At 67.6% G+C, this 24,050-nt stretch carries 20 protein-coding genes and 2 tRNA genes; 5 read left to right on the forward strand and 17 right to left on the reverse strand.

Annotated features, from left to right (window positions below; all coding sequences use genetic code 11):
• Positions 1-824: AEC family transporter (locus E1261_RS24505; protein WP_132410320.1), on the reverse strand; the 824-nt coding region annotated here is incomplete at its 3' end.
• A 182-nt stretch (positions 825-1,006) separates the two neighbouring features.
• On the opposite strand from E1261_RS24505, the gene E1261_RS24510 reads away from it, so the two are divergent.
• Both E1261_RS24510 and E1261_RS24515 read left to right on the forward strand, forming a co-directional pair.
• Positions 1,007-2,365, forward strand: a complete 1,359-nt coding sequence (locus E1261_RS24510; RefSeq protein WP_132410322.1) for a phosphodiester glycosidase family protein — start codon at positions 1,007-1,009, stop codon at positions 2,363-2,365.
• A 69-nt stretch (positions 2,366-2,434) separates the two neighbouring features.
• Positions 2,435-3,658, forward strand: a complete 1,224-nt coding sequence (locus E1261_RS24515) for a phosphodiester glycosidase family protein (protein ID WP_132410324.1) — start codon at positions 2,435-2,437, stop codon at positions 3,656-3,658.
• 15 nt (positions 3,659-3,673) lie between these two features.
• On the opposite strand, the gene E1261_RS24520 is transcribed toward E1261_RS24515, so the two are convergent.
• Together E1261_RS24520 and E1261_RS24525 are read right to left on the reverse strand one after the other, a co-directional pair.
• On the reverse strand, positions 3,674-5,326 hold the full coding sequence (locus E1261_RS24520; RefSeq protein ID WP_132410326.1) for a glutamate--tRNA ligase: 1,653 nt from the start codon (positions 5,324-5,326) through the stop codon (positions 3,674-3,676).
• 61 nt (positions 5,327-5,387) lie between these two features.
• Positions 5,388-5,921 carry a GNAT family N-acetyltransferase gene (locus tag E1261_RS24525; RefSeq protein ID WP_238176403.1) on the reverse strand — a complete coding sequence of 178 codons (534 nt, stop codon included), beginning with the start codon at positions 5,919-5,921 and terminating at the stop codon, positions 5,388-5,390.
• Positions 5,922-5,958: 37 nt separating this feature from the next.
• Here E1261_RS24525 and E1261_RS24530 point away from each other — a divergent pair, with 37 nt between their 5' ends.
• Complete coding sequence (locus E1261_RS24530; protein WP_202874995.1) at positions 5,959-6,960, forward strand: M14 family zinc carboxypeptidase; 1,002 nt, start codon at positions 5,959-5,961, stop codon at positions 6,958-6,960.
• Here E1261_RS24530 and E1261_RS24535 read toward each other — a convergent pair whose 3' ends face one another.
• The 5 genes from E1261_RS24535 to E1261_RS24555 all read right to left on the reverse strand — a co-directional run bounded on the left by E1261_RS24535 (position 6,961) and on the right by E1261_RS24555 (position 11,982).
• The gene (locus E1261_RS24535; protein WP_202874997.1) at positions 6,961-8,229 is read right to left on the reverse strand and encodes a cytochrome P450; all 1,269 of its coding nucleotides are present in this window, start codon (positions 8,227-8,229) and stop codon (positions 6,961-6,963) included.
• A gap of 101 nt (positions 8,230-8,330) precedes the next feature.
• Positions 8,331-9,587, reverse strand: coding sequence for a hypothetical protein (locus E1261_RS24540; RefSeq protein ID WP_202874999.1), 1,257 nt, complete (start codon positions 9,585-9,587; stop codon positions 8,331-8,333).
• 2 nt (positions 9,588-9,589) lie between these two features.
• On the reverse strand, positions 9,590-11,128 hold the full coding sequence (locus E1261_RS24545) for an alkaline phosphatase D family protein (RefSeq protein ID WP_132410328.1): 1,539 nt from the start codon (positions 11,126-11,128) through the stop codon (positions 9,590-9,592).
• Positions 11,129-11,275: 147 nt separating this feature from the next.
• Complete coding sequence (locus tag E1261_RS24550; protein ID WP_132410330.1) at positions 11,276-11,650, reverse strand: DUF1304 family protein; 375 nt, start codon at positions 11,648-11,650, stop codon at positions 11,276-11,278.
• Positions 11,647-11,982 (reverse strand): cupin domain-containing protein, encoded by a 336-nt coding sequence (locus tag E1261_RS24555; protein ID WP_132410332.1) that lies wholly within the window; start codon positions 11,980-11,982, stop codon positions 11,647-11,649. Before E1261_RS24555 ends, E1261_RS24550 begins: the two co-directional genes overlap by 4 nt.
• A gap of 122 nt (positions 11,983-12,104) precedes the next feature.
• Here E1261_RS24555 and E1261_RS24560 point away from each other — a divergent pair, with 122 nt between their 5' ends.
• Positions 12,105-13,157: a helix-turn-helix transcriptional regulator gene (locus tag E1261_RS24560; protein WP_132410334.1), complete on the forward strand. Its 1,053-nt coding sequence runs from the start codon at positions 12,105-12,107 to the stop codon at positions 13,155-13,157.
• Between the two features lie 18 nt (positions 13,158-13,175).
• Here E1261_RS24560 and E1261_RS24565 read toward each other — a convergent pair whose 3' ends face one another.
• From E1261_RS24565 to E1261_RS24605, 9 genes are all read right to left on the reverse strand, one after another.
• A complete protein-coding gene (locus E1261_RS24565; protein WP_132410336.1) occupies positions 13,176-14,591 on the reverse strand; it encodes a glycoside hydrolase family 6 protein in 1,416 nt (471 codons plus the stop codon).
• 93 nt (positions 14,592-14,684) lie between these two features.
• Positions 14,685-16,322 carry an alpha/beta hydrolase gene (locus tag E1261_RS24570; RefSeq protein ID WP_132410338.1) on the reverse strand — a complete coding sequence of 546 codons (1,638 nt, stop codon included), beginning with the start codon at positions 16,320-16,322 and terminating at the stop codon, positions 14,685-14,687.
• Between the two features lie 112 nt (positions 16,323-16,434).
• Positions 16,435-17,730: an ATP-dependent Clp protease ATP-binding subunit ClpX gene (gene clpX, locus E1261_RS24575; protein ID WP_132410340.1), complete on the reverse strand. Its 1,296-nt coding sequence runs from the start codon at positions 17,728-17,730 to the stop codon at positions 16,435-16,437.
• Positions 17,731-17,927: 197 nt separating this feature from the next.
• Positions 17,928-18,566 carry an ATP-dependent Clp protease proteolytic subunit gene (locus tag E1261_RS24580; protein ID WP_272948609.1) on the reverse strand — a complete coding sequence of 213 codons (639 nt, stop codon included), beginning with the start codon at positions 18,564-18,566 and terminating at the stop codon, positions 17,928-17,930.
• 1 nt (position 18,567) lies between these two features.
• Positions 18,568-19,191 (reverse strand): ClpP family protease, encoded by a 624-nt coding sequence (locus E1261_RS24585; protein ID WP_132410344.1) that lies wholly within the window; start codon positions 19,189-19,191, stop codon positions 18,568-18,570.
• Between the two features lie 57 nt (positions 19,192-19,248).
• Entirely contained in the window at positions 19,249-20,535 is a 1,287-nt protein-coding gene (locus tag E1261_RS24590) for a hypothetical protein (protein WP_132410346.1), read from the reverse strand.
• A complete protein-coding gene (locus E1261_RS24595) occupies positions 20,532-21,566 on the reverse strand; it encodes a PLL family lectin (RefSeq protein ID WP_132410348.1) in 1,035 nt (344 codons plus the stop codon). The genes E1261_RS24590 and E1261_RS24595 overlap by 4 nt, the downstream gene beginning before the upstream one ends.
• Positions 21,567-21,658: 92 nt before the next feature.
• Positions 21,659-23,041 carry a trigger factor gene (gene tig / locus E1261_RS24600; protein ID WP_132410350.1) on the reverse strand — a complete coding sequence of 461 codons (1,383 nt, stop codon included), beginning with the start codon at positions 23,039-23,041 and terminating at the stop codon, positions 21,659-21,661.
• A 99-nt stretch (positions 23,042-23,140) separates the two neighbouring features.
• A tRNA-Pro gene (locus E1261_RS24605) sits at positions 23,141-23,213 on the reverse strand.
• A 126-nt stretch (positions 23,214-23,339) separates the two neighbouring features.
• Here E1261_RS24605 and E1261_RS24610 point away from each other — a divergent pair.
• Positions 23,340-23,410 (forward strand) — tRNA-Gly (locus E1261_RS24610).
• The last annotated feature ends 640 nt before the right edge of the window (positions 23,411-24,050 follow it).

Genomic DNA, 24,050 nt, shown 5'->3' on the forward strand with positions numbered 1-24,050 from the left:
GCGTAGACGTAGACGTTCTGGGCGGTTGGTAGGGCGGCCAGCAGGGTGGGGGCGAGGAGGGCGGTGCCGTGGAGGTCGAGCAGCCAGCGGGCTACGGCGTACGCGAGTAGGGGTTGGGCGACGGTCTTCAGGACCACAGCCAGTACGACGTCTCGCTGCAGGGTGATCGAGTCCTTCGCACCCGCGCTCAGGCTGAGGCCGTAGGCGATCAGCGCGACGGGTACCGCGGCCGCGGCCAGGAGGTCGATCGGCCGCATCAACACAGTCGGCAGCGGTACGTCGAAGGCGGCCGCCACCAGACCGAGCAGGGACGCCACCGTCAGCGGATTCCGGAGCGGACGCGTGAGCACTGTGCGCAGCTGGACCCGACGCCCGCTCCCCAGCCGATCGCTGTCCAGGATCGCGAACGCGACCGGCGCGAAGACCAGCAGCTGGAACAGCACGATCGGCGCGACCAGCGCTCCGTTACCCAGCACGTACGCCGCGATCGGTACGCCGAGATTGCCTGCGTTCACGTACGACGCCGCGAGTACGCCGACCGTCGCCTCGGAACGGGATCGCCGCCAGAGCAGCACCGCGACCAGCAGGAAGACCACCTGGACGACGAGCAGGCTGGCCAGGTTCGTCACCAGCACCACGGAGAAGATCGAGTGCAGGTCGGCCCGGGCGACCGTGGTGAACAGCAGCGCCGGTGTCGCCACGAAGAACGCGAGCCGGGACAGCACGAGCTCGTCCTCGGAGCGCAGCACCCCGGCCAGACCGACGACGTACCCGAGCAATGCCACCGCCACCAGCGCGACGAACGCACCCACGACGGCGGACACCCGCGGTCAACTCCTCAACGGCTCGGCAACCTTCGGATCGTATCCGGAAGACAACCAGAGCCCTTCGGGCAGATCATCCTCCGGACACCTTCACCGTTCGTGTCCGGACCCTTACTCTGGTAATCGCTGACGACTCAGCGCATCACTGCGGAAAGATTCCGCCCTGGGGGAAGGTACCGCCCATGCCTGCTCAACTCCTGAAGCGAGGGGTCGTCGTAGCGGCCCTCCTGTCGATCACCGTCGTACCGGCCGCAGCCGCACCGGGCGGCGACCCCGGATCGTCGGGCTACAACTCCGACCCGGCCTCGCCGGGCTACACCCCGGGCAAGGCGAGCATCCCGCCCCCGCCCGCGCCACGGGTCGACGGTGGGTTGCCGATCGGCGACGCGGACCTCACCGAGACGCGCACAAACAGCGCGCTCGCCCCCGGCGTCACGCTGACCAAGATCGTCCGCGGTACGACGCCCGCCGACCCCGACGAGATCGGTACGACGACTCGCGGCCCCTGGGTGGTCAACGTGGTGACGATCGATCCGGCACTCGCGCAGGGCCGCGTGCAAACGTCGTACGGACCGGACCTGGCGCGGACCGAAAAGACCTCGGCACTGGTCAAGGCCGCCGGAGCGGTCGTCGGGACGAACGCCTCGTTCTTCACGTTCACCGCGAACCCGACGTACCCGGGCGAGCCGGTGGGACTTGCCCTTTCGGACGGTCAGCTGATCAGTGAGCCGACCACCAGCATCAGCGAGATGAGCCTGCTGATGGATGCCCGCAGCAACCAGATGAGCGTGCAGAAGGTGCGCTGGACGGGCCAGATCAAGAACCGCGACACCGCCGCGACGCTGCCGCTCGAGTTCGTCAACCACCCAGCGGTGGTTCCGGCCGCCTGCGCCGACCTCGTCGACCAGACCACGTGCACGACCGCCGGCGACGTCGTACTGTTCACGCCACACTTCGCCGCCAAGACCCCGTCGGGACACGGCGTCGAGATCGTCTTCGACCGACTCGGGTGCGTGGTCCGGACGTCGACCACGCGCGGCAGCACGATCACAGTCAGCCAGTTCGCCCTGCAGGCGACCGGCAAGGACACGAACGCGCTGCTGGCCCTGACCGCGAACGGCGGTTGCGTCGACCGCAGCCACCTGCTCACCAACGATCAGGGCACGCCGATCACCTTGCATCGCGGCCTGTACGGCGTGGTCGGGCGCTACCGCCTCACCCAGGGCGGCGCGATCGTCGTACCGCCTGGCTCCGGCAGCTTCTTCGCCCGCAACCCGCGCACGATCGCCGGGACCACGGCCGACGGGAAGCTCATGCTCGCCACCATCGACGGCCGGCAGACCACGAGCGTCGGAACCACGATGGACGAGACCGCCGCAGTCGCGAACGCACTGGGCCTCCACGAGTCGGTCAACCTGGACGGCGGCGGATCGACCACGATGGCGCGGACGGACGGCACGCTGATCAACCACCCGAGCGGCACCAACGGCGCGGAACGGTACGTCGGCGACGCGATCGTCTACTACCCCACCCGCCCGTAACCTGGTAGATGCTGACGAGTCAGCGGCATGAACGGTAAAATTCCACCCATTCAGGGAAGGATGGCCGGTATGACTCCTTCCCGCCGCGGACTCGCCGCCGCCACCCTGCTGACGATCGCAGCCACCCTCACGACAGTCGCCCCCGCAACCGCCGTACAGACGACTACTACGGCGAGTGGCCTGCCGATCGGGGACGCCGATCTGACTGAGACGCGGAGTAGCGAAAGTTTGGCGAAGGGGGTGACGCTGACTCGGATCGTGCGTGGGACCGAACCCGCGCCGGCTGATCAGATCAACACGACGCCGCGCGGGCCGTGGGTGGTGAACGTGCTGACCATCGATCCGCGGCGGGCGCGCGGGCAGCTGCAGGCGACGTACGGCGCTGATCTGGCGCGCGTGGAGAAGACCTCGGACCTGGTGCGGACCGCCGGTGCGGTGGCGGGGGTGAATGCGTCGTTCTTCACGTTCACCGCGAACCCGGCGTACCCCGGTGAGCAGGTCGGGCTGGGGATCTTCGACGGCAAGCTGCTGAGTGAACCCCTGACCGACCCGGCCGAGGCGAACCTGCTGATCGATGCCAAGAGCAACAAGGTGCTCACCGGCCACCTGAGCTGGACCGGGCAGCTGCGTAACCGCTGGACCGGCCAGCAGCTCCCGCTCGAGTTCATCAACCACCCGCCGGTGGCGAGCGACACCGTGCTGTTCACGCCGGAGTTCGCTGCGGCGACGCCGTCAGGTGCTGGTGTCGAGGTCGTGTTCGATCGGCGCGGCTGCGTCGTCCGGACAGCAACCGCCCGCGGAACCACGCTGACCAAGAGCCAGTTCGCCGTACAGGCAACCGGCGAGGACACGAACGCCCTGCTCGCACTCACCGAGCGCGGTTGCGTCGACCGCCAGCTCGCGGTTGCTGACCAGCGTGGCCGCAAAGTCCAGCTCCACAAGGGCTTGTACGGCGTGACCGGTCGCTACCAGCTCACGTCGAACGGGGCGGTCGTCGTACCGGCGGGTTCCGGCAGCTTCTTCGCCCGCAACCCGCGCACGATCGCCGGCACCACTCACGACGGCAAGATCATCCTCGCCACCATCGACGGCCGTCAGACCACCAGCGTCGGTACCACGATGGACGAGACCGCCGCAGTCGCGAAGGCACTAGGCCTGCACGACTCCATCAACCTCGACGGCGGCGGCTCCACCGCCATGGCCCGCGCCGACGGCACGCTCATCAACCACCCCAGCGGAACAGGTGGCGCCGAACGCGCCGTCGGAGACGCCGTGGCCTTCGTACCTAATTAGGAACCGCGTACCTCGTTAGCCGGCGAGGGCCTGGAGGCGTCGGAGGGTTTCTTCGGCGCCTAGGGCCTGGGTGGTGGCGTGGAGGTCGGGGCTCTTGGTGGCGCCGGTGATGGCGACGCGGACGAGCTGTGAGGCCTCGCGGATGGAGCCGGGGTAGGCGTCCGCGTCCTTCTTGTATTCCTTGGCGTTGGCGGCGAAGCCGTGCTTGGCGGCGAGGTCGCGGATCTGGTTGAACCACTCCGAGGCGTCGTCGCGGTGCTCGTAGCTGGCGACCAGGTCCTGGGCGAACGCGGTGACGACCTCGGGGGCGACCCCCAGGGCGGCGATGCGCTCGTCTGACGGGCCACTCACCAGCTCGAACAACGCAGGGAAGAAGAAGGCGTAGGCCGCGCGGAAGTCGGACCACTTGCGGAGGTCCTTGCGCGGGTTCTCGACACCGTCGCGCTCGACCGCGAGCGCGCGCAGCGCGAGCTCCGGCTCAGCGTCCAGCACCGGGACGAGCTCGGCGTCGTACTCGAGAGCCCACACGCGCACCGCGTCGAGGATCTGCTGACCGCTGAGCGTGGCGATGTGGTCAGCGCTGATGTCCTCGAGCTTCACGAGGTCGACGAGCGGACCGGCGACACCGCACTGGTCGAGCTGGATCGGCGCGGCCAGCGCCTCGGCCAGCGGGACCTCGGCCAGCCGGCCGTTCGCCAGGCCGCGCAGGTAGTACAGGACCGCGTCGGCCGGGAAGCCCGCGCCGATGTAGAAGTCGACACCGGCCTCGGGGTCCTTGCGCTTGGACAGCTTCCGCTTGCCGCCAGGGATCTGCTTCATCAGCGGCGCGATATGCGCGTACTGGATCGGCTCGAACTCCAGCGCCGCGAACAACTGCAGGTGCAACGGCACCGAGGAGATCCACTCGTCGCCGCGGATGATCAGGTTCACCCGCATCAGGTGGTCGTCGACAGCGTGTGCGAAGTGGTACGTCGGGAGCCGCGGCGACTGGTCGGACGCCTTCAGGATCACGGCGTCGTTCCGGTTCGCCTCGTGCTCGAGCTCACCACGGATCGCGTCGGTGAACCGGGTCCGCTGGCCATCGGCATCATCCGGTGCACGGAAACGAACGACGTACGGCGTCCCGTCAGCCAGCTTGGCCGTCACGTCGGTGGCGTCGGCGTCACGCCAGATCGCCCACTTGCCGTAGTACCCGGTCGGGACCTTGTTCGCCTGCTGGCGACCGGTGATGTCCGTCAGCTCCTCCTTGGTGGCGAAGCACAGGTAGGCCTTGCCCTGGCGGAGCAGGTGCCGCACGTAGGTCAGGTAGATCTGCTCACGCTGCGACTGCATGTACGGGCCGTAGGCGCCCTTGGTGACATCCTCGTCGGAGGTGATGCCGAAGTAGTCGAACCCGCGGTCGAACTGCGCCAGCGCACCCTCGACCTCGCGCGACTGGTCGGTGTCCTCGATCCGGATCAGGTAGACGCCGCCGGTCTTCGTCGAGATGTCCCGGTCGATCATCCCGGCGTAGATCCCGCCGATGTGGATGAACCCGGTCGGCGACGGACCGAGCCGCGTCACCTTCGCACCGTCGGCCAGCTCACGCTGCGGATACTTCTCCTCCCAGAACTCCGGCTCGGGGAGATCGGCAGGGAACAGGCCATCGATGACCGCGCGGTCGAGCATTTTGAGGTACGTCTCACTTCCAGATCGGTGCCAACCTGTCGAGCCTAGCAACTGCGGCTGCCTAACTCAGCACCGCAACGTCCGCCCAGGCGATCCGCAGGCAGACCGGGCTTCCGTTGAGCCGGGTCGGATCGCCGCCGGGCGGTGGCACCAGCGCGGTCTCGACGGCGTCGCCTCCGTGGGCGCGGTAGAACCCCTGCGCCGCGGTGTTCTGCTCAAGCACCCACAGGTACATCGCACGCGTCGCAGCCCGCTGGTGGACAGCAGTGGCCGCGTGCCGCAACAGGCGGCCGCCGATCCCGGACCCACGCCGCGCGGTCCGCACGTGGAGGTTGTCCACCAGACTCCCCCACCGCGGATCCGCATCGAGCATCACATGCACGAACCCGATCAACTGACCGGAGTCCACGGCCAGGATCGTCTCGGTATGAGCTGGTACGGCGAGCCGTTCCGTCCAGACCGTACGACGGTCAGCCTCGACGTCGCCGTCCAGAAACGCGTCGGCGTACGCGCCTCGGTAGTGCCGCCGCCAGCTGTCCGCATGCAGCGCCGCGACCTGCTCGGCGTCACTTGCTGTTGCCACTCGAATCTCCACCTGACCAAACCTAATCCTGTTGGCATACTCGACGGGCATGAGGATCAAGCCGCGAATCGTCCTGATGTCCGCCCTCGTCACTGCCGGGCTTCTCGTTGCACCCACCGCCCGGGCCGTCGCCACGGCGCCGATCGATCCACGCCCGTCGACCGCGAAGCTCGCCGTACAGCTGCACAAACTTGCTGTTCAGAGCCATGGCAAGGTCCGCGTCACCTCGATCGGCCGGAGCAATGAGAACCGGCCGGTGTGGGGGGCGCGGGTCGGTCACGGCAAGCTGAAGATTCAGTACGTCACTCAGCAGCACGGTGACGAACCGCTCGGTACTCCGGCCGCACTGGAATTCCTTCGGAGGGTCGGTGTCGGCAACAGCGCTTGGCAGCGGAAGCTGCTGTCGCAGGTGACTGTCGACATCGTGGTCCGCGCGAACCCGGACGGTCACGAACGCAACTGGCGCTACAACTACGACCCGACCGCCAAGCCTGAGTACGGCGAAGCCGGCAAGGGCTACGACATCAACCGGTACCACGACCCGGCGGTCGCGTCGGCCGACAACCCGGCGACCGAGGCCGGGCTGATCCAGCGCCGGTTCGCCGCGTTCCAGCCGGACATCATGGTCGACTACCACATGCAGGGCCGCTACAAAGATGCCTCTGGCAAGGAAATCACCGCCTCCACGATGTGGCCGACGCACGCCGGCGTGAAACCCGCGGACGTCAACTTCGCCAAGCAAATCGCGGTCGTGGTGCAGCGATCGATCAACAGCGCCGGTGGCAACGTGTCGCAGTACCCGGGCGGCGACTACCAAGGCATCGCCCGCAACGGCTACGGCCTCCTGGGCAGCGGCAGCGTCCTGGTCGAGCTCAGCGACATCCCCGGACGCGAACAGCGCCAGATCTCGGATGCCCTCGCCTCAATGCTCGCCATCGCCCATTCCGCCGCCAACGGCTCCGTGCACACCATCGACCCCGCAGCCGCCACCGCCATCCCACCCCGCGGCCCCGCACTCCCCGGCACAGTCGAGGAAGACGAGGCCGCCTGATCACCGCACCTCGTCGATGCGGACCTGGACTCCGTAGCGGGGGCGCATAGCGCCGTAGCCGATGGGCTCGATCCGTTGTGGCACTGGGCTCAGCGAGACGCGCTCGAGCAGGCGGCTGAGCACGACCTGCAGCTCAACGGTCGCGAAGGTCGCACCGATGCACCGGTGCGGCCCCGCGGCGAACGGCAGGAACTCGGCCGGCGTCGGCTTGTGGTAGCCCGGCCGCTCCGGATCCCACCGATCCGGGTCGAACCGCTTCGGCTCCGGCCAGATCTCGGCCAGCCGATGCGTGACGAACGGGCTGATGATGAGCTGGGCACCGACCGGGATCCGCTCCCCGGCGTACTCGAACTCGGTCGCGACATACCGCGCCGACAACACGGCCGGCGGGTGCAACCGGAGCGCTTCGGACACCAGGTTCGCGATCAAAGGGTCCTCGTACGGCGCTCCGGCCGCACGCTGCCAGTGTTTCGGGGCGTTGACCAGCTCGTGGATCAGCCAGCCCATCGCCGCGCTCGTGGTCTCGTAGCCGGCCGAGATCAGGCTGATCACCTGATCCCGGATCTCCTCGTCGGACAGCCGGTCCCCGTCCTCGTCGACCGCCTCCACCAACGACGACAGCACATCCGTCCCAGCCTCATCCGGATGCGCCCGCCGGTACACGATCTCGTCGTACACCCGGGCGTCGACTTCAGCCTTGGCTGCCAGGGCCCGCCGCCACTTCGGTAGACCGAGGCGCTCCTGCAGCAGCCGCTCGAACGGCAGCATGTCGAGCAGATCCAGCACGAGCTGCAGCTGATCCCCCAGCCGCTGCTCGTCCGCGGCCAGCCGTTCCCCGAACAGCAGCTCGATCGTGCTCCGCCGGATGGCCCGCCGGAACTCGGCGTACGCGTCCACCACGGTCCCAGGCTGCCAACCGTCGATGACGCGATCCGCATTGCGCCGGAACGTGTCGACGTACCCGGCGATCTGCCGATGATGGAACGCGGGCTGCACCAGCCGCCGTCTGCGCTTGTGTGGTTCGCCGTCACTCGTGATGAGCGCCGTCTCGCCGGTGATCGGAACCAGGAACTCGAACGCCTCACGCCAGCGGAACAGATCCGAGTTGGCGAACACGAACCGATTGGCCTCGGCCCCGAGCAGGTACGTGAAGTGGATCGGCCCGAGCCGCGTCTTCACCACCTCGCCACGCCGCCGGTACATCGCCACGAACTCGTCGTACGGGCGTCGCAACAGGTCGAAGTAGTCAACTGCCTTCGCGGTGGGCACCCATCCATCATCACCTCGCCGCACAGCGCACCAAAGGCATCCTGCACGATCGCGCAACACGCCCGGCCGGTTCAGGCACTAGCCCGAACCGGCCGGTCGTTTCACCAGCTGTTGTTGGAGATTGAGGTGCCCAGGTAGACCTGGTCGTAGGTGTTGCCGTCGTTGTCGTCGGTGTAGGCGACGGCTACTTCGGCGTACGGCGAGACTCCGACTGCCATCTGCTCCTGGCGACCAGCCGGGACTGAGCTGAGTTGCTGGGCGGAGAGCCGGCCGGTGTCGGTGCCGGCTGCGGTGAAGCCGCGGACCCAGACGTCCAGGTCGGTGGCTTGGGTGGTCCAGCCGACCACTGTCTGCTGGGCGTCGTCGATGCCGACCGAGGGAGCCTTGCCACCGGCAGCAACCTGTACCTCGGTGAAGCGGGCCGTGCCGTTGGCGCCGAACGTGCGGGTCCAGGCGCCCGCCGTACCGGTGTGGTCGGACTCCCAGGCGACTGCGAAGTCACCGTTGAAGTTCGCTGCTACCGATGCGCGCGTCTGCTGGCCGTCGCCGAGAGAGTTGGCGGTGCGGCGCGAGAGGTTCACTGCGCCGTTCGTCCGCGCCAGCCGGACCAGACCGACGTTGTACGCCGCGTTCGCGTCACCGTCCTCGTCCCACACCACTACCGCGTCACCTGATGCTGAGACGGCCACGTCCGGGTTGTGGTGCTGACCTGTGGTCTGAGAGGCGGTGACCTCCCAGGCCCGAGTGGTCGGCCCGGTGTACCCGGCCGCCTTGGCCGTGGCCGGCGTACCGGTCTGGATGTCTTCCCAGACTGCAGTGAACGCGACAGCGCCTCCAACGGGTGCACCATCTGGGTCCACAGCCACACGGGGGTTGATCTGCTGGCCGTCCGAGCTGGTGTTGGCGCGACCCGACGCGGTCACGGTGCCAGCGGTGTTCACAACCCGGTAGGGGATGTTGTAGAAGCCGTTGCCGTCCGGGTCGTCCTGCCAGACCACTACTGCGTTGCCGTCCTCGTCCAGGTCGACGTCCGGATTCAGGTGCCGCCAGTTCGTCACACCGGAGTCACCACCGGCGGACAGCTTCTTCTCGTAGACAGCGGTCCCGTTGCGGAACAGCCGCAGCCAGATGTCGCTGTGCACGTTGTCGGTGGCGTTGTCGGTGTCGCGGTCGTCCTCCCAGACCACAGCGACGTACCCGCTCCGGTTGATCGCGACGGACGGCGCATCCTGATCGCCGGTGGAAACGCTGTTCGCAGCGACCCACACCGGTGCTGCGATGTGCGCGGACGCCGTCGGTGCCATCAGCCCTAGCGCAGTGACAGCAACGCCTGCGATAGCCAGTGTTCGCTTCAGCATGGTCACACCGCCTGCAATCCGGGCTGGCCCTCTTGGATGACGAACGACTTCACCGTCGTCGCCGGCGCGCCGTGCTCAGACACCTTGGCCACAGCGCGGAAGTCGGCCCGCATCTGGGTCGGGCTGATCGTCGTACGGATGTATCCGCGTCGGTTGTTGAAGTACTTCAGCCAGGGGTTCGTCCCGACATCAGGAATCGTCGTAGCCCCGTCTCCGTCACCGCCGGACGTCACCGACGTGCAGACGAGCTCACTGCCGATCGTGGCCGAGTTGGCGTTCGCGTAGTCCTGCTTGAGATCACTGGCCCATGCGCGGTGCACGTCACCGGTCAGTACGACGGGGTTGCGCGTACCGCGGTCCAGCCAGCCCTGCTGGATCCGGGCCCGCGAGGCGCGGTAGCCGTCCCACGAGTCCATACTGGCACCAGTCGCGTTGAACCGGCGGGCGAAGAACACCTGCTGGCCGATGATGTCCCACGTGCCGGTGTGCTCGGCCAGACCGTTCAGCAGCCAGGTCTCCTGAGCGTTACCCGGCAGACTGCGCGAGGCGAGGTCAGCGTCCGAGCAGACCTTCCACCCGTCCCCACAGGCCTGGTCGTTGCGGTACTGCCGCGTGTCGAGCATGTGGAACGTCGCCAGCTTGCCCCACTGCAGCCGCCGGTACAGCTGGATCGCAGCGCCACCGTTGACCTGAGCCGGCCGCAGCGGCATGTTCTCGTAGTACGCCTGGTACGCCGCCGCCTGCCGAGCTGTCCACTGCGCAGCCGTCAGAGCAGGTGTGCTGTCCGCCCGGATGTTCCCAGCTCGGTTGTTCTCGACCTCATGGTCATCCGGTACGACGATCCAGGGCGCAGCCGCGTGAGCAGCCTGCAGGTCCAGGTCACTCTTGTACTGCGCGTACCGGCGGCGGTAGTCCGCCAGCGACACGATCTCCGTGGTCCCCGCGTGCAACCGCGGTCGCCCGGCCGTGGCGCCGTACTCGTAGATGTAGTCGCCCAGGTGGAGGATCAGACCGGGGTTGTCCTCGGCCATCCGCCGGTAGGCGGTGTAGTAGCCCTCCTCGTAGTGGGCGCAGGAAGCGAACGCCATCACGAGGTCGCGGCCGTTGGTACCGGCCGCCGGAGCCGTCCGGGTGCGGCCGACCGGTGAGAGGTGGCCCTGCGCGCGGAAACGGTAGAAGTAGTCGAAGTCCGGGTTGAGTCCGCCGGCTATGACGTGGACCGAGTGGGCCGAGGCGGATTTCGCAACGACGGAGCCGGAGGCGACCAGCGTGGCGAACGTGTCGGTGGTCGATACCTGCCAGTCGACGGTCACGTCTGCGGTCCCCATGCCGCCGAGGCCGTCGGAGTTCAGCGGCGAGGGGGCCAGGCGGGTCCAGAGGACCACGCTGGACGAGTCGGGGTCGCCCGAGGCGACACCGAGCTGGAACGGGTACGGGACTGCTGCGGTCGCTGCGATCACGGCAGAGCGGACCGGGAGGGCGGTGACCCCGGCCGCGGCGAGTCCGCCGAGGACAAGGGTTCTGCGACTGATTGGGCTCATGAGGCCTCACCTTCACGGGTACTCAGGGCGGGGGTTTCCCGGACGGGTGACGTGGACGCTGACATCCGGGAAACCTTGAGCGTTCGTGGTGCGCTGGCCATCTTTGCGCAATCCCCGTAACTTTCCTACCTTTTGGTCCAGTTCTGCTCAGCCCACGGCCAAAATGAGCAGTGCCAACGCTGGGATGCCCTCCATCAGTGAGTTCAGCCAGAGGCGTCGTTCGGAGACGACCAGCACGACTGCCATGAAGGTGTGCTGTGCCGCGGTGAACACCACCAGCGCCTGCCCGGCGGACTCGTGCCCGTTCGCGGCCAGTACGACGCCTGCCACCAGCGCGACCGCGGTCGTGAGGTTGTAGAACCCCATGTTGATCGTCCAGAGCCGGACCGCGCCGAAATGCTCGGGGCTGGTCAGGAACATCGGGTAGAGCCGTGGATGCTTGTACAGGAACGACTCCATCACGAACACCACGGTCAGGATCGCGGCGATCACCACGGCCAGCACCTGCACCGCCGTACTCATGACCGGCCCACCGTGACGCGGAAGGTGAGGAACTTCGCGGCCGGAGTGAGCACCGAGAAGGTGTTCACCGTGCCGGCCGGGATGCTGATCGAGGCGCCCGGGCCGAGGTCGTAGCCGTCGTCGCCGGCCTGGACCAGGATGCGGCCCTGCAGCACGTAGTACGCCTTGCTCCACGGCTCGGCGTCCGGCCGCCCGCCCGCCCCTCGCGGCGCGTCGATCTCGAACAACTCGTACTCGGCGCCGGTGTGCTCCGCCCCGATCTTCACCGTCACAGTCGCGTCCGGCGCGACGTACTCCTGCCCGGTTCCTGCTGAACTCAGATGAACTGTCATACCGGCGACGGTAGGAAGCGGGATCGCGACCGGACATCCCGGCGAAAGAGGGATCCAGCGACGGCTTCGATCCCCACAATTCGGGGATAGGCGGGCCCGGTACGGCGGCGCATACTGGGCCCATGTGGGAGGGTCGGGCGCGGTCCGCGCGCCGGGATATCGCGGCGCTCGCGACGTCCGGACTGGGCGTCGAGGCGCTGCACTCCGCCGCGATCGAGCTCGTCGCCGCGGTCGTCACCAGCGAGCTCACCTGCTGGGCCGCCATCGACCCGGGCACGCTCGTGATCAGCTCGATGACGGGTGGCCGGGACCGGATTCCACCGGAATACGAGCCGTTGCTGGCCCAGACCGAGTACGCCGGCGACGTACCGAACTCGTTTGCGGAGTTGGCCCGGCGTGCGCAGGACGTGGCCAGGCTGTCCGATCTACCGCATCGTGAGGTGGTCGGGCATCGCCGGCTGAACGAGGTCTGGCGGCCGCTCGGCCTCGACCAGGAGGTCCGTACGACGTTCGTCGTGGATGGCGACTGTTGGGGTGCGGCCGGGTTCGTCCGGGCCGGCTCCGACTTCAGCGATCGGGAGCTGGAGTTCCTGGCAGCCGTCGCACCGGCGATCGGCGCAGCGACCCGGGTCGCGGTCCGCACCGACGCGCACGGGTACCGCGGCGGGGCCGGCCCGTCGATCGTCGTCACCGGTCCGGACGGCGAGCCGCGTGCGGTCACCGCGGCCGCCCGGACCTGGCAGGACGAACTCGACCAGATCGCGCCGGGGCGATTCGCCGTACTGCTGCAGGCTGTTGTCACCGGGACGCGAGTCGCCGAGAGCGGCACCTTCCAGGCTCGCGTTCAGACCGCGTCCGGCGGCTGGGTCCTGTTGCAGGGCAGCCGGTTGATCAGTGACGACGACCAGTCCGAGGTCGTCGTCACCATCGAGCCCGCCTCAGGTCAGCATCTGGTCGGCATGCTGCTGGCGGCGTACGGACTGACCACGCGCGAACGCGAGATCTGCCTTGAGGTGATCTCTGGACATACGACCGCCGAGATCGCCGACCGGCTGTCGATCTCGCCGCACACCATCCAGGACCACCTCAAGGCAGCGTTCGCCAAGGTCGGCGTCCGCAGCCGCGGCGAACTGGTCGCCACGCTGCGGCCGGACGACCTGACCCCGTCGCGCTGACGGGGTCAGCTCAGCCGATCAGCTGTTGATCAGCATCAGCGCGAGGTTGGGATCGAACTTGCCGGCCGGCTCGGTCGACGCGTTGCAGACACCGTCGGAGTCGCCGGGCACCTTGACCCAGAGCAGCATCTCCGCACCGCCGCCTTGCTGCGCGACCGAGCCGAGCTTGCGGCCGCGTGGGTTGCACCAGGGGTCGACCGGCTCATTACCCGGGCCGTTGCCGTTGCGGCTGGTGTCGATGATGAACGGCTTCGGGGTCGCCAGGTGGGTGTTGAGGTCGTTGACGAAGGCAACCGTCTCGCTGGTGAGGTAGTAGTTCGACACGTTGGCCGCGAGGCCGTGCGCCTTCGCCACTCCGGCTTGGTTCAGCCGGTCGGCCAGGTCGGGGAGCTTGATGTCGTAGCCCCAGCCCTTGTTGGTCGCATCGGCGTAGGTCCAGGTGTTCGGAGCGAAGTCCTTGAAGGCCTGCAGCGCGAAGTTCAGCATCTCGTACCGGTAGGTGCGTTCCAGGTCGGTCTTGATGCAGCCGACGTCGCCGATCGAGTCGGGCTCCACCACCACGATGGCAGGGCGGGTACCGATCGCCGCGGCGAACGTCTGGATCCATTCCTTGTACGCCGCCACGTTGCCCGCACCGCCACTGGAGTGGCCACCGCAGGCGTCCCGACCCGGAATGTTGTAGGCGACCAGCACCGGCAACTTGCCGGCCGCGGTCGCCGGCGCGATGTACTGCTGGATCCCGTCGGAAAGATTGGGGACCCAGCCGCCGAACCAGCGGGCCATCGGCTTACTGGCCAGCGCATTGTTGATGGTGGTCGCCGTCGTACCGGGGTTCGCGTCGACCCACGCCTTGGGGTTCGACTTCGGGTCGACGTAGAACCCGTTGGTCTGCGAGACCGGGTTGCCCGCGGGCGTGCCGGCCAGATCGATCAGCGAGACGTTGTCCAGCCAGAACGTGTACGCGCCGCCGGCCAGGCCGCCGAGCTGGAAGGTGAGCTCGGCCTGGGTGGTCTCGAAGCCACCGGTGAAGCCGAACGCGAACCGCTGCTTGGTCGTGGTGACCGCGAACGACTTGTTGAGCGTGCCGGTGAACGGCGCCGCGTTGAGCTGCACCGTGGTCTGGACCGTCCGGGCAGCCGACGCGCGAGCGTCGAAGGCCAGGATGTACTTGTGACCCTGACGGATGGGGAACGCGGGGACCTTCTGGCCGACCAGCGCGTCCCACGGGTTCGTGGTGGCCCCGGGTACGGCGGCCTTGAGCTGCCCGGCGTCCAGGCTGATCGGGACGTTGTTCCCCCACCAGCCCGTCGTGTTGGTCGTGAAGGCGCCGTTCGTGATCAGCTCGGTGGCAGCGCTCGCCGTGGGAGCGCTACCAGGAATGACCACGCCTACCGCAAGTAGGGCCGTGACGAGGCCGCGGACGATCCATCGCATGTACTGCTCCTTCGGGGCGAAAGGGGCCGGCCTGGGAAACCGGAAGCGCTCCCAGTTTGCCTGGTCACGCTCCCGGTTGTCACTAGTTTTCGGTCACCGAATCAGACTGGACACCGACTTACCCGTCGGCAGCGGGTCGAACGGCTTGCGATCCTGCTGGCAGGTGGTGCCGTCGGCCGGAGCCGCCAGCGTGGTCAGGTACTTCGTCAGCAGTTCGTCGGCGCATTTGCTCCCGCCGAGGCTGGTGGAGTGTCCCCAGCCCTCGATCGTGACCATCCGCGCGTCCGGCCACAGGTTCGCGTACGGACGGGTCGCTTGGTACGGCGTGGCCGGATCATGCCGGGTCCCGAACACGAGCACCGGCTCCTTGACCTTGTTCTTCCACGGCCCGAGGAACGCGTCGCTGTCCTTCAGCCCGAAGAACTCGCACTGGATCCCCACCCAGGCCCGGAACCGGCCGAAGTGCGGCGCGCGCTCGTCAGCAGCGTCGGCGTACGCCGGGTAGGCCAGCGGACGACCGGTCTGCTTGGCCTCGATACAAGGCTGCAGGCTGCTGCCGACCGACTCGTACTCCTCCTTGCGCTGGTTCCACTCGATCAGCGCCTTCGGTGCCTTTGCGATGGTGGTCTTCGCCCGGGCTGCGGTGGGCTTGGACAGAGTCGCCAGCAACGCGATCGTCTCGGCCAGCTCCGGATAGGAGTACGACGAGTAGAAGTTCTGGAACATGAACATGACGGCCTGGGCGTAGTCGACGGTGAACTTCGAGCCGTCTGGCAGCGTCAGCTCGACCGGGTGCGTCTTCAACCGTTCCAGCGTGTTCTCGGACACGGTCCGCGGGTCGCCGAGAGCGTTCAGCGCGCACGCCGTACCGGCCTTCTTGCACTCGGCCAGGAACTGCTGATAGCTGTCCGAGGCGCCCTCGCCCTGCCGCAGCCGGACTCCGACCGGCTGCCGCTCGCCGTTCGAGCCGGAGTACCACTCCGGGAGCAGCGTGCCGTCCAACGCGAGTGCACGGACGTTGTTCGGGAACAGCTTCGCGTAGGTGGCACCGAGATACGTGCCGTACGAGTAACCGATGTACGAGAGCTTCTCGTCGCCGACGGCCTGCCGGAGCAGATCCATGTCGCGGGCCACATTGGCGGTCGAGTAGTGCGCCAAGCGGTCGGGTGACGTGGTCTGGCACTTCACCGCGAGCTTCGCCGCGGCGGCGATGAACTCCCGCTCCTGCTTGGCCGTCACCGGGAAGGAACTGATCGCGCCGAGGGCGGCCTGCTCCTCGGCCGCTGTCGGGTAGCAGGTCGCCGGATCCGACTTGCCGACCCCGCGCGGGTCGAAGCCGATGATGTCGAACTGCGCCCGCAGCGCCGGCGAGTAGAGGACCTGCGCGATCTGCTGAATGAACGGTACGCCGGGGCCGCCCGGGCCGCCGGGGTTCGTGAACAGGGAGCCGATCTTCCGGGCCGGGTCGCTGGCGGGCAACCGGGTCAGCGCGATCGTGGTCGTCGGCCCGTTCGGCCGGTCGTAGTCAGTCGGCACCTCGACCGAGGCGCACTGGAACGGCTTCAGCTCCGGCGCGGGACCACAGGTACCCCAACTGATCTTCGGTACGGCGAGTTTCGGCGTACCGGCCTTGCCTGCTTGTGGTGCGGCAGCGGATGCGGTCACCGGTACGACCAGGGCGAACGCGGTGGCGGCGATTGTCAGACTTCGAACGATTCTTCGTTGCCTCATGACAGGAGACAGTAGGGAGCGCCGAACTCCGGTCGCGTCCACCACGAGAAGGAGGCCGGGCACCCGCCGTACGGCGGACCCGGCCTCCCTCGTGCGAGTGATAGCTACATAGCTACGCGGTCTTGTCCCGGCGCTCGCGCTTGCGCTCGACCTGGTCGCGCGGGATCAGCGTGGGGTTCACGTTCTCCAGCACGACACCGCGGTTGACGACGACCTTCGCGACGTCCTCACGGCTGGGCACCTCGTACATCACGTTGAGGAGCACCTCCTCCATGATGGCCCGCAGACCACGGGCACCGGTGCCGCGCAGCAGCGCCTGGTCCGCGATCGCGTCGACCGCGTCGTCGGTGAACTCCAGCTCGACGTTGTCGATCTCGAAGAGCCGCCGGTACTGCTTGACCAGCGCGTTCTTCGGCTCGGACAGGATCTTGATCAGCGCGTCCCGGTCCAGCGGGGAGACCGTGGTGATGACCGGGAGGCGGCCGATGAACTCGGGGATCAGCCCGAACTTCAGCAGGTCCTCCGGCATCACATCGGCGTATCCACCGACCTCGCGCGGCTTCTCCGTCTCGCGGGAGGCGTTGAACCCGAGCGTCTTCTTACCGACCCGCTGCTCCACCATGTGGTCCAGACCGGCGAACGCTCCGCCGACGATGAACAGCACGTTGGTGGTGTCGATCTGGATGAACTCCTGGTGCGGGTGCTTGCGGCCGCCCTGCGGCGGGACGCTGGCCGTGGTCCCCTCGAGGATCTTCAGCAGCGCCTGCTGGACCCCCTCACCGGAGACATCGCGGGTGATCGACGGGTTCTCGCTCTTGCGGGCGATCTTGTCGACCTCGTCGATGTAGATGATCCCGGTCTCGGCCTTCTTGACGTCGTAGTCGGCCGCCTGGATCAGCTTCAGCAGGATGTTCTCGACGTCCTCGCCGACGTAGCCGGCCTCGGTCAGCGCCGTCGCGTCCGCGATCGCGAACGGGACGTTCAGCATCCGGGCCAGGGTCTGCGCGAGGTAGGTCTTGCCGCAACCGGTCGGGCCGATCAGCAGAATGTTCGACTTGGCCAGCTCGACGGCCTCGTCCTTCGCGTGCCGGCCGGCGCTGGAGGCGCCCTGACCGTCGCGGACCCGCTTGTAGTGGTTGTACACCGCCACCGCGAGCGCCTTCTTCGCCACGTCCTGTCCGACGACGTAGGCATTGAGGAAGTCGTAGATCTCCCGCGGCTTCGGCAGCTCGGTGAGTCCGACCTCGGAGCCCTCGTTCAGCTCTTCCTCGATGATCTCGTTGCAGAGATCGATGCACTCGTCGCAGATGTAGACGCCGGGACCGGCGATGAGCTTCTTGACCTGCTTCTGGCTCTTACCGCAGAACGAGCATTTGAGCAGGTCGCCGCCGTCACCTATGCGTGCCACCGGGACAGATCCCTTCTCTGAGCAGTCGAACAGGTACCCCCGAACCTGTTTCGACGGTACCCCGTCAGGAGCCGAAACACCGCGCTCTGTACCGGGTTGTGTCTACGCCGGTGGCGAACGCGACGGGGCCTTGACAGCGGCCGCCGAGTCAGGGAGTGAGCGGTGAGCCCCGGGCCGGGGCTCACCGCCGCAAAGCGTCAGACTCCGGCCGGAACCGGCTTCAGGGTCTGCAGCACGTCGTCGATCAGGCCGTACTCGATCGCCTGCTCGGCGGTCAGGAACTTGTCCCGCTCGATGTCGCGGGAGACCTCTTCGTGCGACTTGCCGCTGGCGTCGGCGATCATCTTCTCCAGCAGCGCGCGCAGCCGGAGGATCTCGTTCGCCTGGATCTCGATGTCGCTGGACTGCCCGTAGGTGCCCTCGGTGGCCGGCTGGTGAATGATGATCCGGCTGTTCGGGAGCGCCAGCCGCTTACCCGGCGTACCGGCGGCGAGCAGCACGGCGGCGGCCGAGGCGGCCTGGCCCAGGCACACGGTCTGGACGTCCGGCTTGATGTAGCGCACGGTGTCGTAGATCGCGGTCAGCGCGGTGAACGAGCCACCGGGCGAGTTGATGTAGATGCTGATGTCGCGGTCGGAGTCCATCGACTGCAGGCAGAGCAGCTGCGCCATCACGGCGTTCGCGATCTCGTCCGTGATCGGCGTGCCGAGGAAGATGATCCGGTCCTCGAACAGCTTGGTGTAGGGATCGATGCGGCGCATGCCGTACGACGTGCGCTCCTCCCACTGCGGGATGAAGTAGTTCATGGTGTGCGTCCTCTGTCGGTGGGAGAGCAGATCAGGAGTTCGGGCTGCCGGAGCTGAGCTGAGCGGCGCTGTTGACCACGTGGTCGATGAAGCCGTACTCCTTGGCCTTGTCGGCCGTGAACCAGCGGTCGCGGTCCGCGTCGTTCTCGACCTGCTCGAGCGGCTGGCCGGTGTGCTCGGAGATCAGCTTGAACAGCAGCGCCTTCAGGTGCAGCGACTGCTCGGCCTGGATCTTGATGTCGGACGCCGTACCACCCATACCGCCGGAGGGCTGGTGCATCATGATCCGGGCGTGCGGGAGCGCGTAGCGCTTGTTCTTCGCGCCGGCGCAGAGCAGGAACTGGCCCATCGAGGCCGCCAGGCCCATCCCCACCGTGGCGACGTCGTTGGAGATCCACTGCATGGTGTCGTAGATCGCCATGCCGGAGTCCACCGAGCCACCCGGCGAGTTGATGTACAGCCAGATGTCCTTGTTGGGGTCCTCGGCGTTGAGGAGCAACATCTGCGCGCAGATCGCGTTCGCGTTGTCGTCGCGAACCTCGGACCCCAGGAAGATGATCCGGTTCTGCAGCAGGCGCTGGTAGATGTGGTCGTCGTGTCCGCCGGATCCATTGCCGCCCGCGGCGGTGGGGCTGGCTGCAAATGTCTCGTTCACGAAGCCGACATTACTGGGCGGCGGCGACAGACCTAAGGCTGGGCCACAGGTGTTCGCTCACGGCGCACCCGTGAGGCGGAACAACCGGCCCGAACCGGCCTCCACCGAGAGCCGGAACGCCCCCGCGGTCAGGGCCACCGGCTGGTAGACACCTGTCGCCGGCACGAACTCCTCGACCGCCCCGACGGCCGCCTGCACGGTGATCGTGATGTTCGCGGCGGCGCCGTACCGGCGGTTGGCCACGAAGAGCCAGCGCCGGCCGTCGTCGGCCACGGTCCGGAACTGGCCGAGTACGGCGGGATCACCAGCAACAGAGCGCAGCTGAGTCGAAGCGCTGAACCTGGTCGCCCCCAGCGGCAGCGGATCCTCGTTCGCATGCACCACCGACTCGCTCACCAGGTGCTTCAGCTGCCGGCCGATCGGTTGCAGCCAGGTCGTGTTGATCGTCTTGGACCAGCCGTACTTCTCGGTCGGACGCCCCTGCGCATCGATCAGTGCGGGGCCGAAGGTGAAGTCGGGCCTGCCGACGGGCTGCCAGTAGGTGAAGTACTGGATGCCCTTGCACCCGTAGGCCAGGCTCATCGAGATCTGCCATCGCAGTTCCTCCCGGGTGGGCGACTTCATGTTTCCGTGCAGCAGCGTCTGGATGTACGTCCAGGTGGGGAGCCCAGCCTGCAGGCCCGCCTGCCGGATCAGCGCCCAATTGAGGAAGTACGTCGGTCGAAGGGTGTTGTCGGTCAGCAGGGGGTAGTGGTCGTAGGAGATGAACGTCGGCGCGAACTGGTCGACGTACCGGTTCAGGAAGTCCTTGTACGCCGCCTCCTGCCTCGGGTCGTAGAACGGGACCAGGTTGACGTGGGTCAGGTCGGTCGGACCTGCCTGAGCCAGTACGTCGGCGATCATCCGCAGCCGCGGGTAGAGGCGGGGCGCCGGTTCGTCGTACAGGCGGAATCCACCGAAGGCTGGGGACGCGGCGGCGTACTGGTCGCGGACACGGCGGATCTCGTCCTGCCAGCCCGGGCAGACCGTGGCCTGGGTGATGCGGTCGTCGGACGGCAGGGCGGTCAGCCCGACGTCAGCGCAGCGCTGCATCATCGGCAGGCTCTTGTCCCAGCCGTGCACGTCGTTGCCCGAGTTGACGAAGGTGAAGCCTGCGTCGGCGATCTGCTGGTAGCGAGCGAGGGTGGTCTCGCTGGACGGAGGCGGCCAGAAGAAGCCGATCGGATACGTATCGTCGGCCAGCAGCCTCGGTACGGCGGCCTGGCGCGCTTGTGCCGTGGTCAGCAGACTGGGGAGCGCCACGGAGGCCGCGCCGAGCTTCAGGAACGTCCTGCGTGTCGTCACTGGTTCACCTGCCTGGTCCAAGAGGCCGCTGCCGGGCCTGACGTGAACTGCTCGTCCCCCATCGGCGCCCAGGCGCTCCACACGCCCGGCTGGTCGGTGAGGTGCCGCTGCCACATTCGGTTGTCCGTGCCGAGCGCGAACAGGTTGAGCCGGCCGGGGGCCCAGGAGGCGGCTGCGGGGGCTTCTTTGAAGGTCTGAGCGCCGTCCAGCACGTACCAGGTCGTCCAGGCCTTGGCTGTGAAGTCGAACCAGCTGTGCCAGACCTTGCTGTCGGCACCGAGTGCGAAGACCTCCAGGTGCGTCGGGCCCCAGGAGACCGCGCCTGGTGAGGAGGTGAACTCCTTGTCGCCCATCGGGACCCAGCCGCTCCAGACGCCGGGTGCGGTGAGGAAGCGCTGGTACATGCGGTTGTCGAGGCCACGGGCGAAGACGTGCAGCCTGTCCTTGGCGTAGGCGGCCGCAGCTGGGGCGCCCTGTAGCTCCATGGTGTCGTTCGGCCAGCCGTACCAACCACTCCAGCGCTGCTCGGAGAACCGGTACCAGTTGTGCTTGAGGTGCTTGTTCTGGTCGAGTGCGAAGACCTCGTAGTGGCCAGTGCCCCAGGAGGCTGCGGCTGGGGCCGATGCGAAGGTTTCAGTCCCCAGATCGCCCCACATGCTCCAGCCACCGAGCAGCATCTGGTTGTTGACGTAGGCGCGGTCCTTGATGCGGCCGTCTGGTCCTAGAGCGCTCAGGTGGACGACCTGGTCGTCGTGGGACGCAGCAGCCGGCGCTGAGGCCAGATCGCCGCGGAGGGTCTGCCAGCAGGTCCACGGGTTGCCGAGATCCCAGTAGCGCTGCCACAGCGCGTTGTCGGTGCCACGGGCGAACAGGTCGATGCGGCCGGCTGTTTCGGCCTCGGCGGGTGCCACGGCGGCCGCCGTACAGGCTGCTTGGGCTTGCTCGGGCACAGGGCCGCCTACGGCGAGTGCTGCCAGTACGACGACAGCCAGCACCCGGGCGGACCTCCCGAAGGGACGGGTGGAGGTCATGGCTTGACCGTAACGGCCGCCGCTTTCAACGCGCTGTCAACGCGAAACGGCCCGGAGCCCCTTGGCGGGGTCCGGGCCGTTCGCCGTACAGATCAGGCTTTTGCGGGCTCTTCGGCCGGTGCCTCGGCGACCTCAGCCTCCGGGTCGGCGTAGGTGCCGTCCGGCTGCAGGGTCTTCAGCTCGATCACGTTGCCGGAGGCGTCGCTGACCTTGGCGTGCTCCACCAGGTGGGCCAGCGCCTTGCCGCGGACGACCTCGGAGACCAGGCTCGGGACCAGGTTGTTCTCCACCGCGTGCTGGGCGAACTGGTCCGGGCTGACGCCGGAACGCTGCGCGTGCCGGACGATGTGCTCGCTGAGCTCCTGGTCGTTGACGCTCAGCTCCTGCTGCTCGGCCACCAGGTCGAGCACGAACTGCGCCTTGATCGCGTCCTCGGAACGCTTCTTCAGGTCCTCGTCGAACTCTTCCTGGGTCTGCTCCTCGCCCTCCAGGAACTGCTCGAACGACATCCCGGAGTACCCGAGCTGCTGCTCCAGGTTCTCCTTGCGGGCGGCCAGCTCGTCGGTCAGCAGACCGTCCGGCACCGGCACGTCGACCAGGGTCAGGATCTTCTCGAGCACCGCGTCGCGGGCCTCGCCGGCCTGCTCGAGCCGCTTGCCGCGCTCCAGCCGGGCCTGTACGTCGGCCTTCAGCTCCTCGGCGGTGTCGAACTCCGACGCTGTCTGCGCGAACTCGTCGTCGAAGGCCGGGAGCTCCTGCTCCTTGACCGCGGTCACCGTCACCTCGACGTCGACGTCGTCACCCTTGAGCGAGCCACCCACGAGCTGCGTGACGAAGGTGTTGCTCTCGCCCGCGCTCAGCCCGGTGACCGCCTCGTCCAGACCGTCCAGCAGCTGACCGCTGCCGACCTGGTACGACAGGCCGGTGGCCTGGGCCTCCTCGACCTTCTCGCCGTCCTTGCTGGCCGACAGGTCGATGGTGATGTAGTCCTTGTCGGCCACCGCACGCTCGACCGGGTTCAGCGAACCGAACCGCTGCCGCAGCGCCTCGATCTGCTCCTCGACCTCGGAGTCGGCGATCGCGATGTCCTCGACCTCGGCCTCCAGACCCTCCAGGTCCGGCAGCGTGATCTCCGGGCGCACCTCGACCTCGGCGGAGAACTGCAGGCTCTCCTTGTCGTTGAACTCGGTGACGTCCACCTCAGGCCGGCCGATCGCCTTCACCTGGTTGTCCTGGACCGCCTGCGAGTACAGCTTCGGCAGCGCGTCGTTGATGGCCTCTTCGAGAACCGGACCCCGGCCGACCCGCTGGTCGATCACCTGCGGCGGAATCTTCCCCTTGCGGAACCCAGGAACCTGGATCTGCGAGGCGATGCTCTGGTACGCCGCGTCGAGGCTCGGCTTGAGCTCCTCGAACGGCACCTCGACGATGAGCTTGACCTTCGTCGGGCTCAAGGACTCGACGGTGCTCTTCACGGTGGCGGTTCTCCTTGATCTGATGACATAACCGGCGCGGCGAACAGCCCGCACCACAGCGGTGCTGCAGGGGGTTTCCACGGTGCTTCATGGAAATAGTCGGGGCGACAGGACTCGAACCTGCGGTCTCCTGCTCCCAAAGCAGGCGCGCTAGCCACTACGCTACGCCCCGCAGTGACCGCACGAGTCTAGTCGACCCAAAGGGGTGCTCGCGCCACCACCCCACCCCCGGAACCGGTTTGAGCCTCGACCGGGTGATGTGGAATCATGTCCGACGCACCCATTCCGATGGGCGCACGCGGGTGTAGCTCAATGGTAGAGCCCCAGTCTTCCAAACTGACTACGCGAGTTCGATTCTCGTCACCCGCTCTCGATCGAGGGGCGAGGTGTGCCTGCGAAACGCGCAGGCGCCCTCGCTCTCGTCATGTCATGGCTCGCTTCGCTCGCGGCGGGGGCTTCGCCACCCGCACCCCCAACCTCGCTCCGCTCGGCCGCCCCGGCTCGGGCCCGCCGTCCGCTTCCCGGCGGTGGCTGGGGTTGGTGGTCTGCTTTCCGGCGGTGGCTGGGGGTTGCTGTCTGCCTGCTCCCGTGGCTGAGCTCGCCTCCCCGGCTCACCCCGTGGCTGAGCTCGCCTCTCCGCTCGCCCCGTGGCTGGCGCTCGCTGCGGCGCTTCGCCTGGTGGCTGAGGTTCATGCGGGCTGTCGCCCACCTTGAGCACGGCTCGACCATCCGCGCCGGGCAAACATGGCTGAACGGTGCTCAAAGCGCGAACGCCGTACGACGTTGAGCACCGATCGAGCATGCCGGCGCGACGAATGCGGTTGAGGGGTGCCCAAAGTCGATCGCGCACCACATTGAGCACGGGTCGACCATCCACACCGGCGGTTCACGGGTGAACGGTGCCCAAGGTGCGACCGCCGTACGACGTTGAGTGCCGATCGATCATGACGGCGCGTCGAATGTGGTTGGGGGGCGCTTGAGGTGGGTGCGGGAGACTTGGGGGATGGGT

The sequence above is a fragment of the Kribbella albertanoniae genome, assembly GCF_004348455.1.
Classification (GTDB): Bacteria; Actinomycetota; Actinomycetes; order Propionibacteriales; family Kribbellaceae; genus Kribbella; species Kribbella albertanoniae.

What these genes read in the sequence shown, in the direction of transcription:
- E1261_RS24510 (WP_132410322.1), top strand. Translation starts at nt 1,007, where the DNA reads ATGCCTGCTCAACTCCTGAAGCGAGGGGTCGTCGTAGCGGCCCTCCTG.
- E1261_RS24555 (WP_132410332.1), bottom strand. Translation starts at nt 11,982, where the DNA reads ATGACAGTTCATCTGAGTTCAGCAGGAACCGGGCAGGAGTACGTCGCG.
- E1261_RS24520 (WP_132410326.1), bottom strand. Translation starts at nt 5,326, where the DNA reads ATGCTCGACCGCGCGGTCATCGATGGCCTGTTCCCTGCCGATCTCCCC.
- E1261_RS24595 (WP_132410348.1), bottom strand. Translation starts at nt 21,566, where the DNA reads ATGACCTCCACCCGTCCCTTCGGGAGGTCCGCCCGGGTGCTGGCTGTC.
- E1261_RS24550 (WP_132410330.1), bottom strand. Translation starts at nt 11,650, where the DNA reads ATGAGTACGGCGGTGCAGGTGCTGGCCGTGGTGATCGCCGCGATCCTG.
- E1261_RS24565 (WP_132410336.1), bottom strand. Translation starts at nt 14,591, where the DNA reads ATGCGATGGATCGTCCGCGGCCTCGTCACGGCCCTACTTGCGGTAGGC.
- E1261_RS24545 (WP_132410328.1), bottom strand. Translation starts at nt 11,128, where the DNA reads ATGAGCCCAATCAGTCGCAGAACCCTTGTCCTCGGCGGACTCGCCGCG.
- E1261_RS24515 (WP_132410324.1), top strand. Translation starts at nt 2,435, where the DNA reads ATGACTCCTTCCCGCCGCGGACTCGCCGCCGCCACCCTGCTGACGATC.
- E1261_RS24530 (WP_202874995.1), top strand. Translation starts at nt 5,959, where the DNA reads ATGAGGATCAAGCCGCGAATCGTCCTGATGTCCGCCCTCGTCACTGCC.
- E1261_RS24540 (WP_202874999.1), bottom strand. Translation starts at nt 9,587, where the DNA reads ATGCTGAAGCGAACACTGGCTATCGCAGGCGTTGCTGTCACTGCGCTA.
- E1261_RS24560 (WP_132410334.1), top strand. Translation starts at nt 12,105, where the DNA reads ATGTGGGAGGGTCGGGCGCGGTCCGCGCGCCGGGATATCGCGGCGCTC.
- E1261_RS24570 (WP_132410338.1), bottom strand. Translation starts at nt 16,322, where the DNA reads ATGAGGCAACGAAGAATCGTTCGAAGTCTGACAATCGCCGCCACCGCG.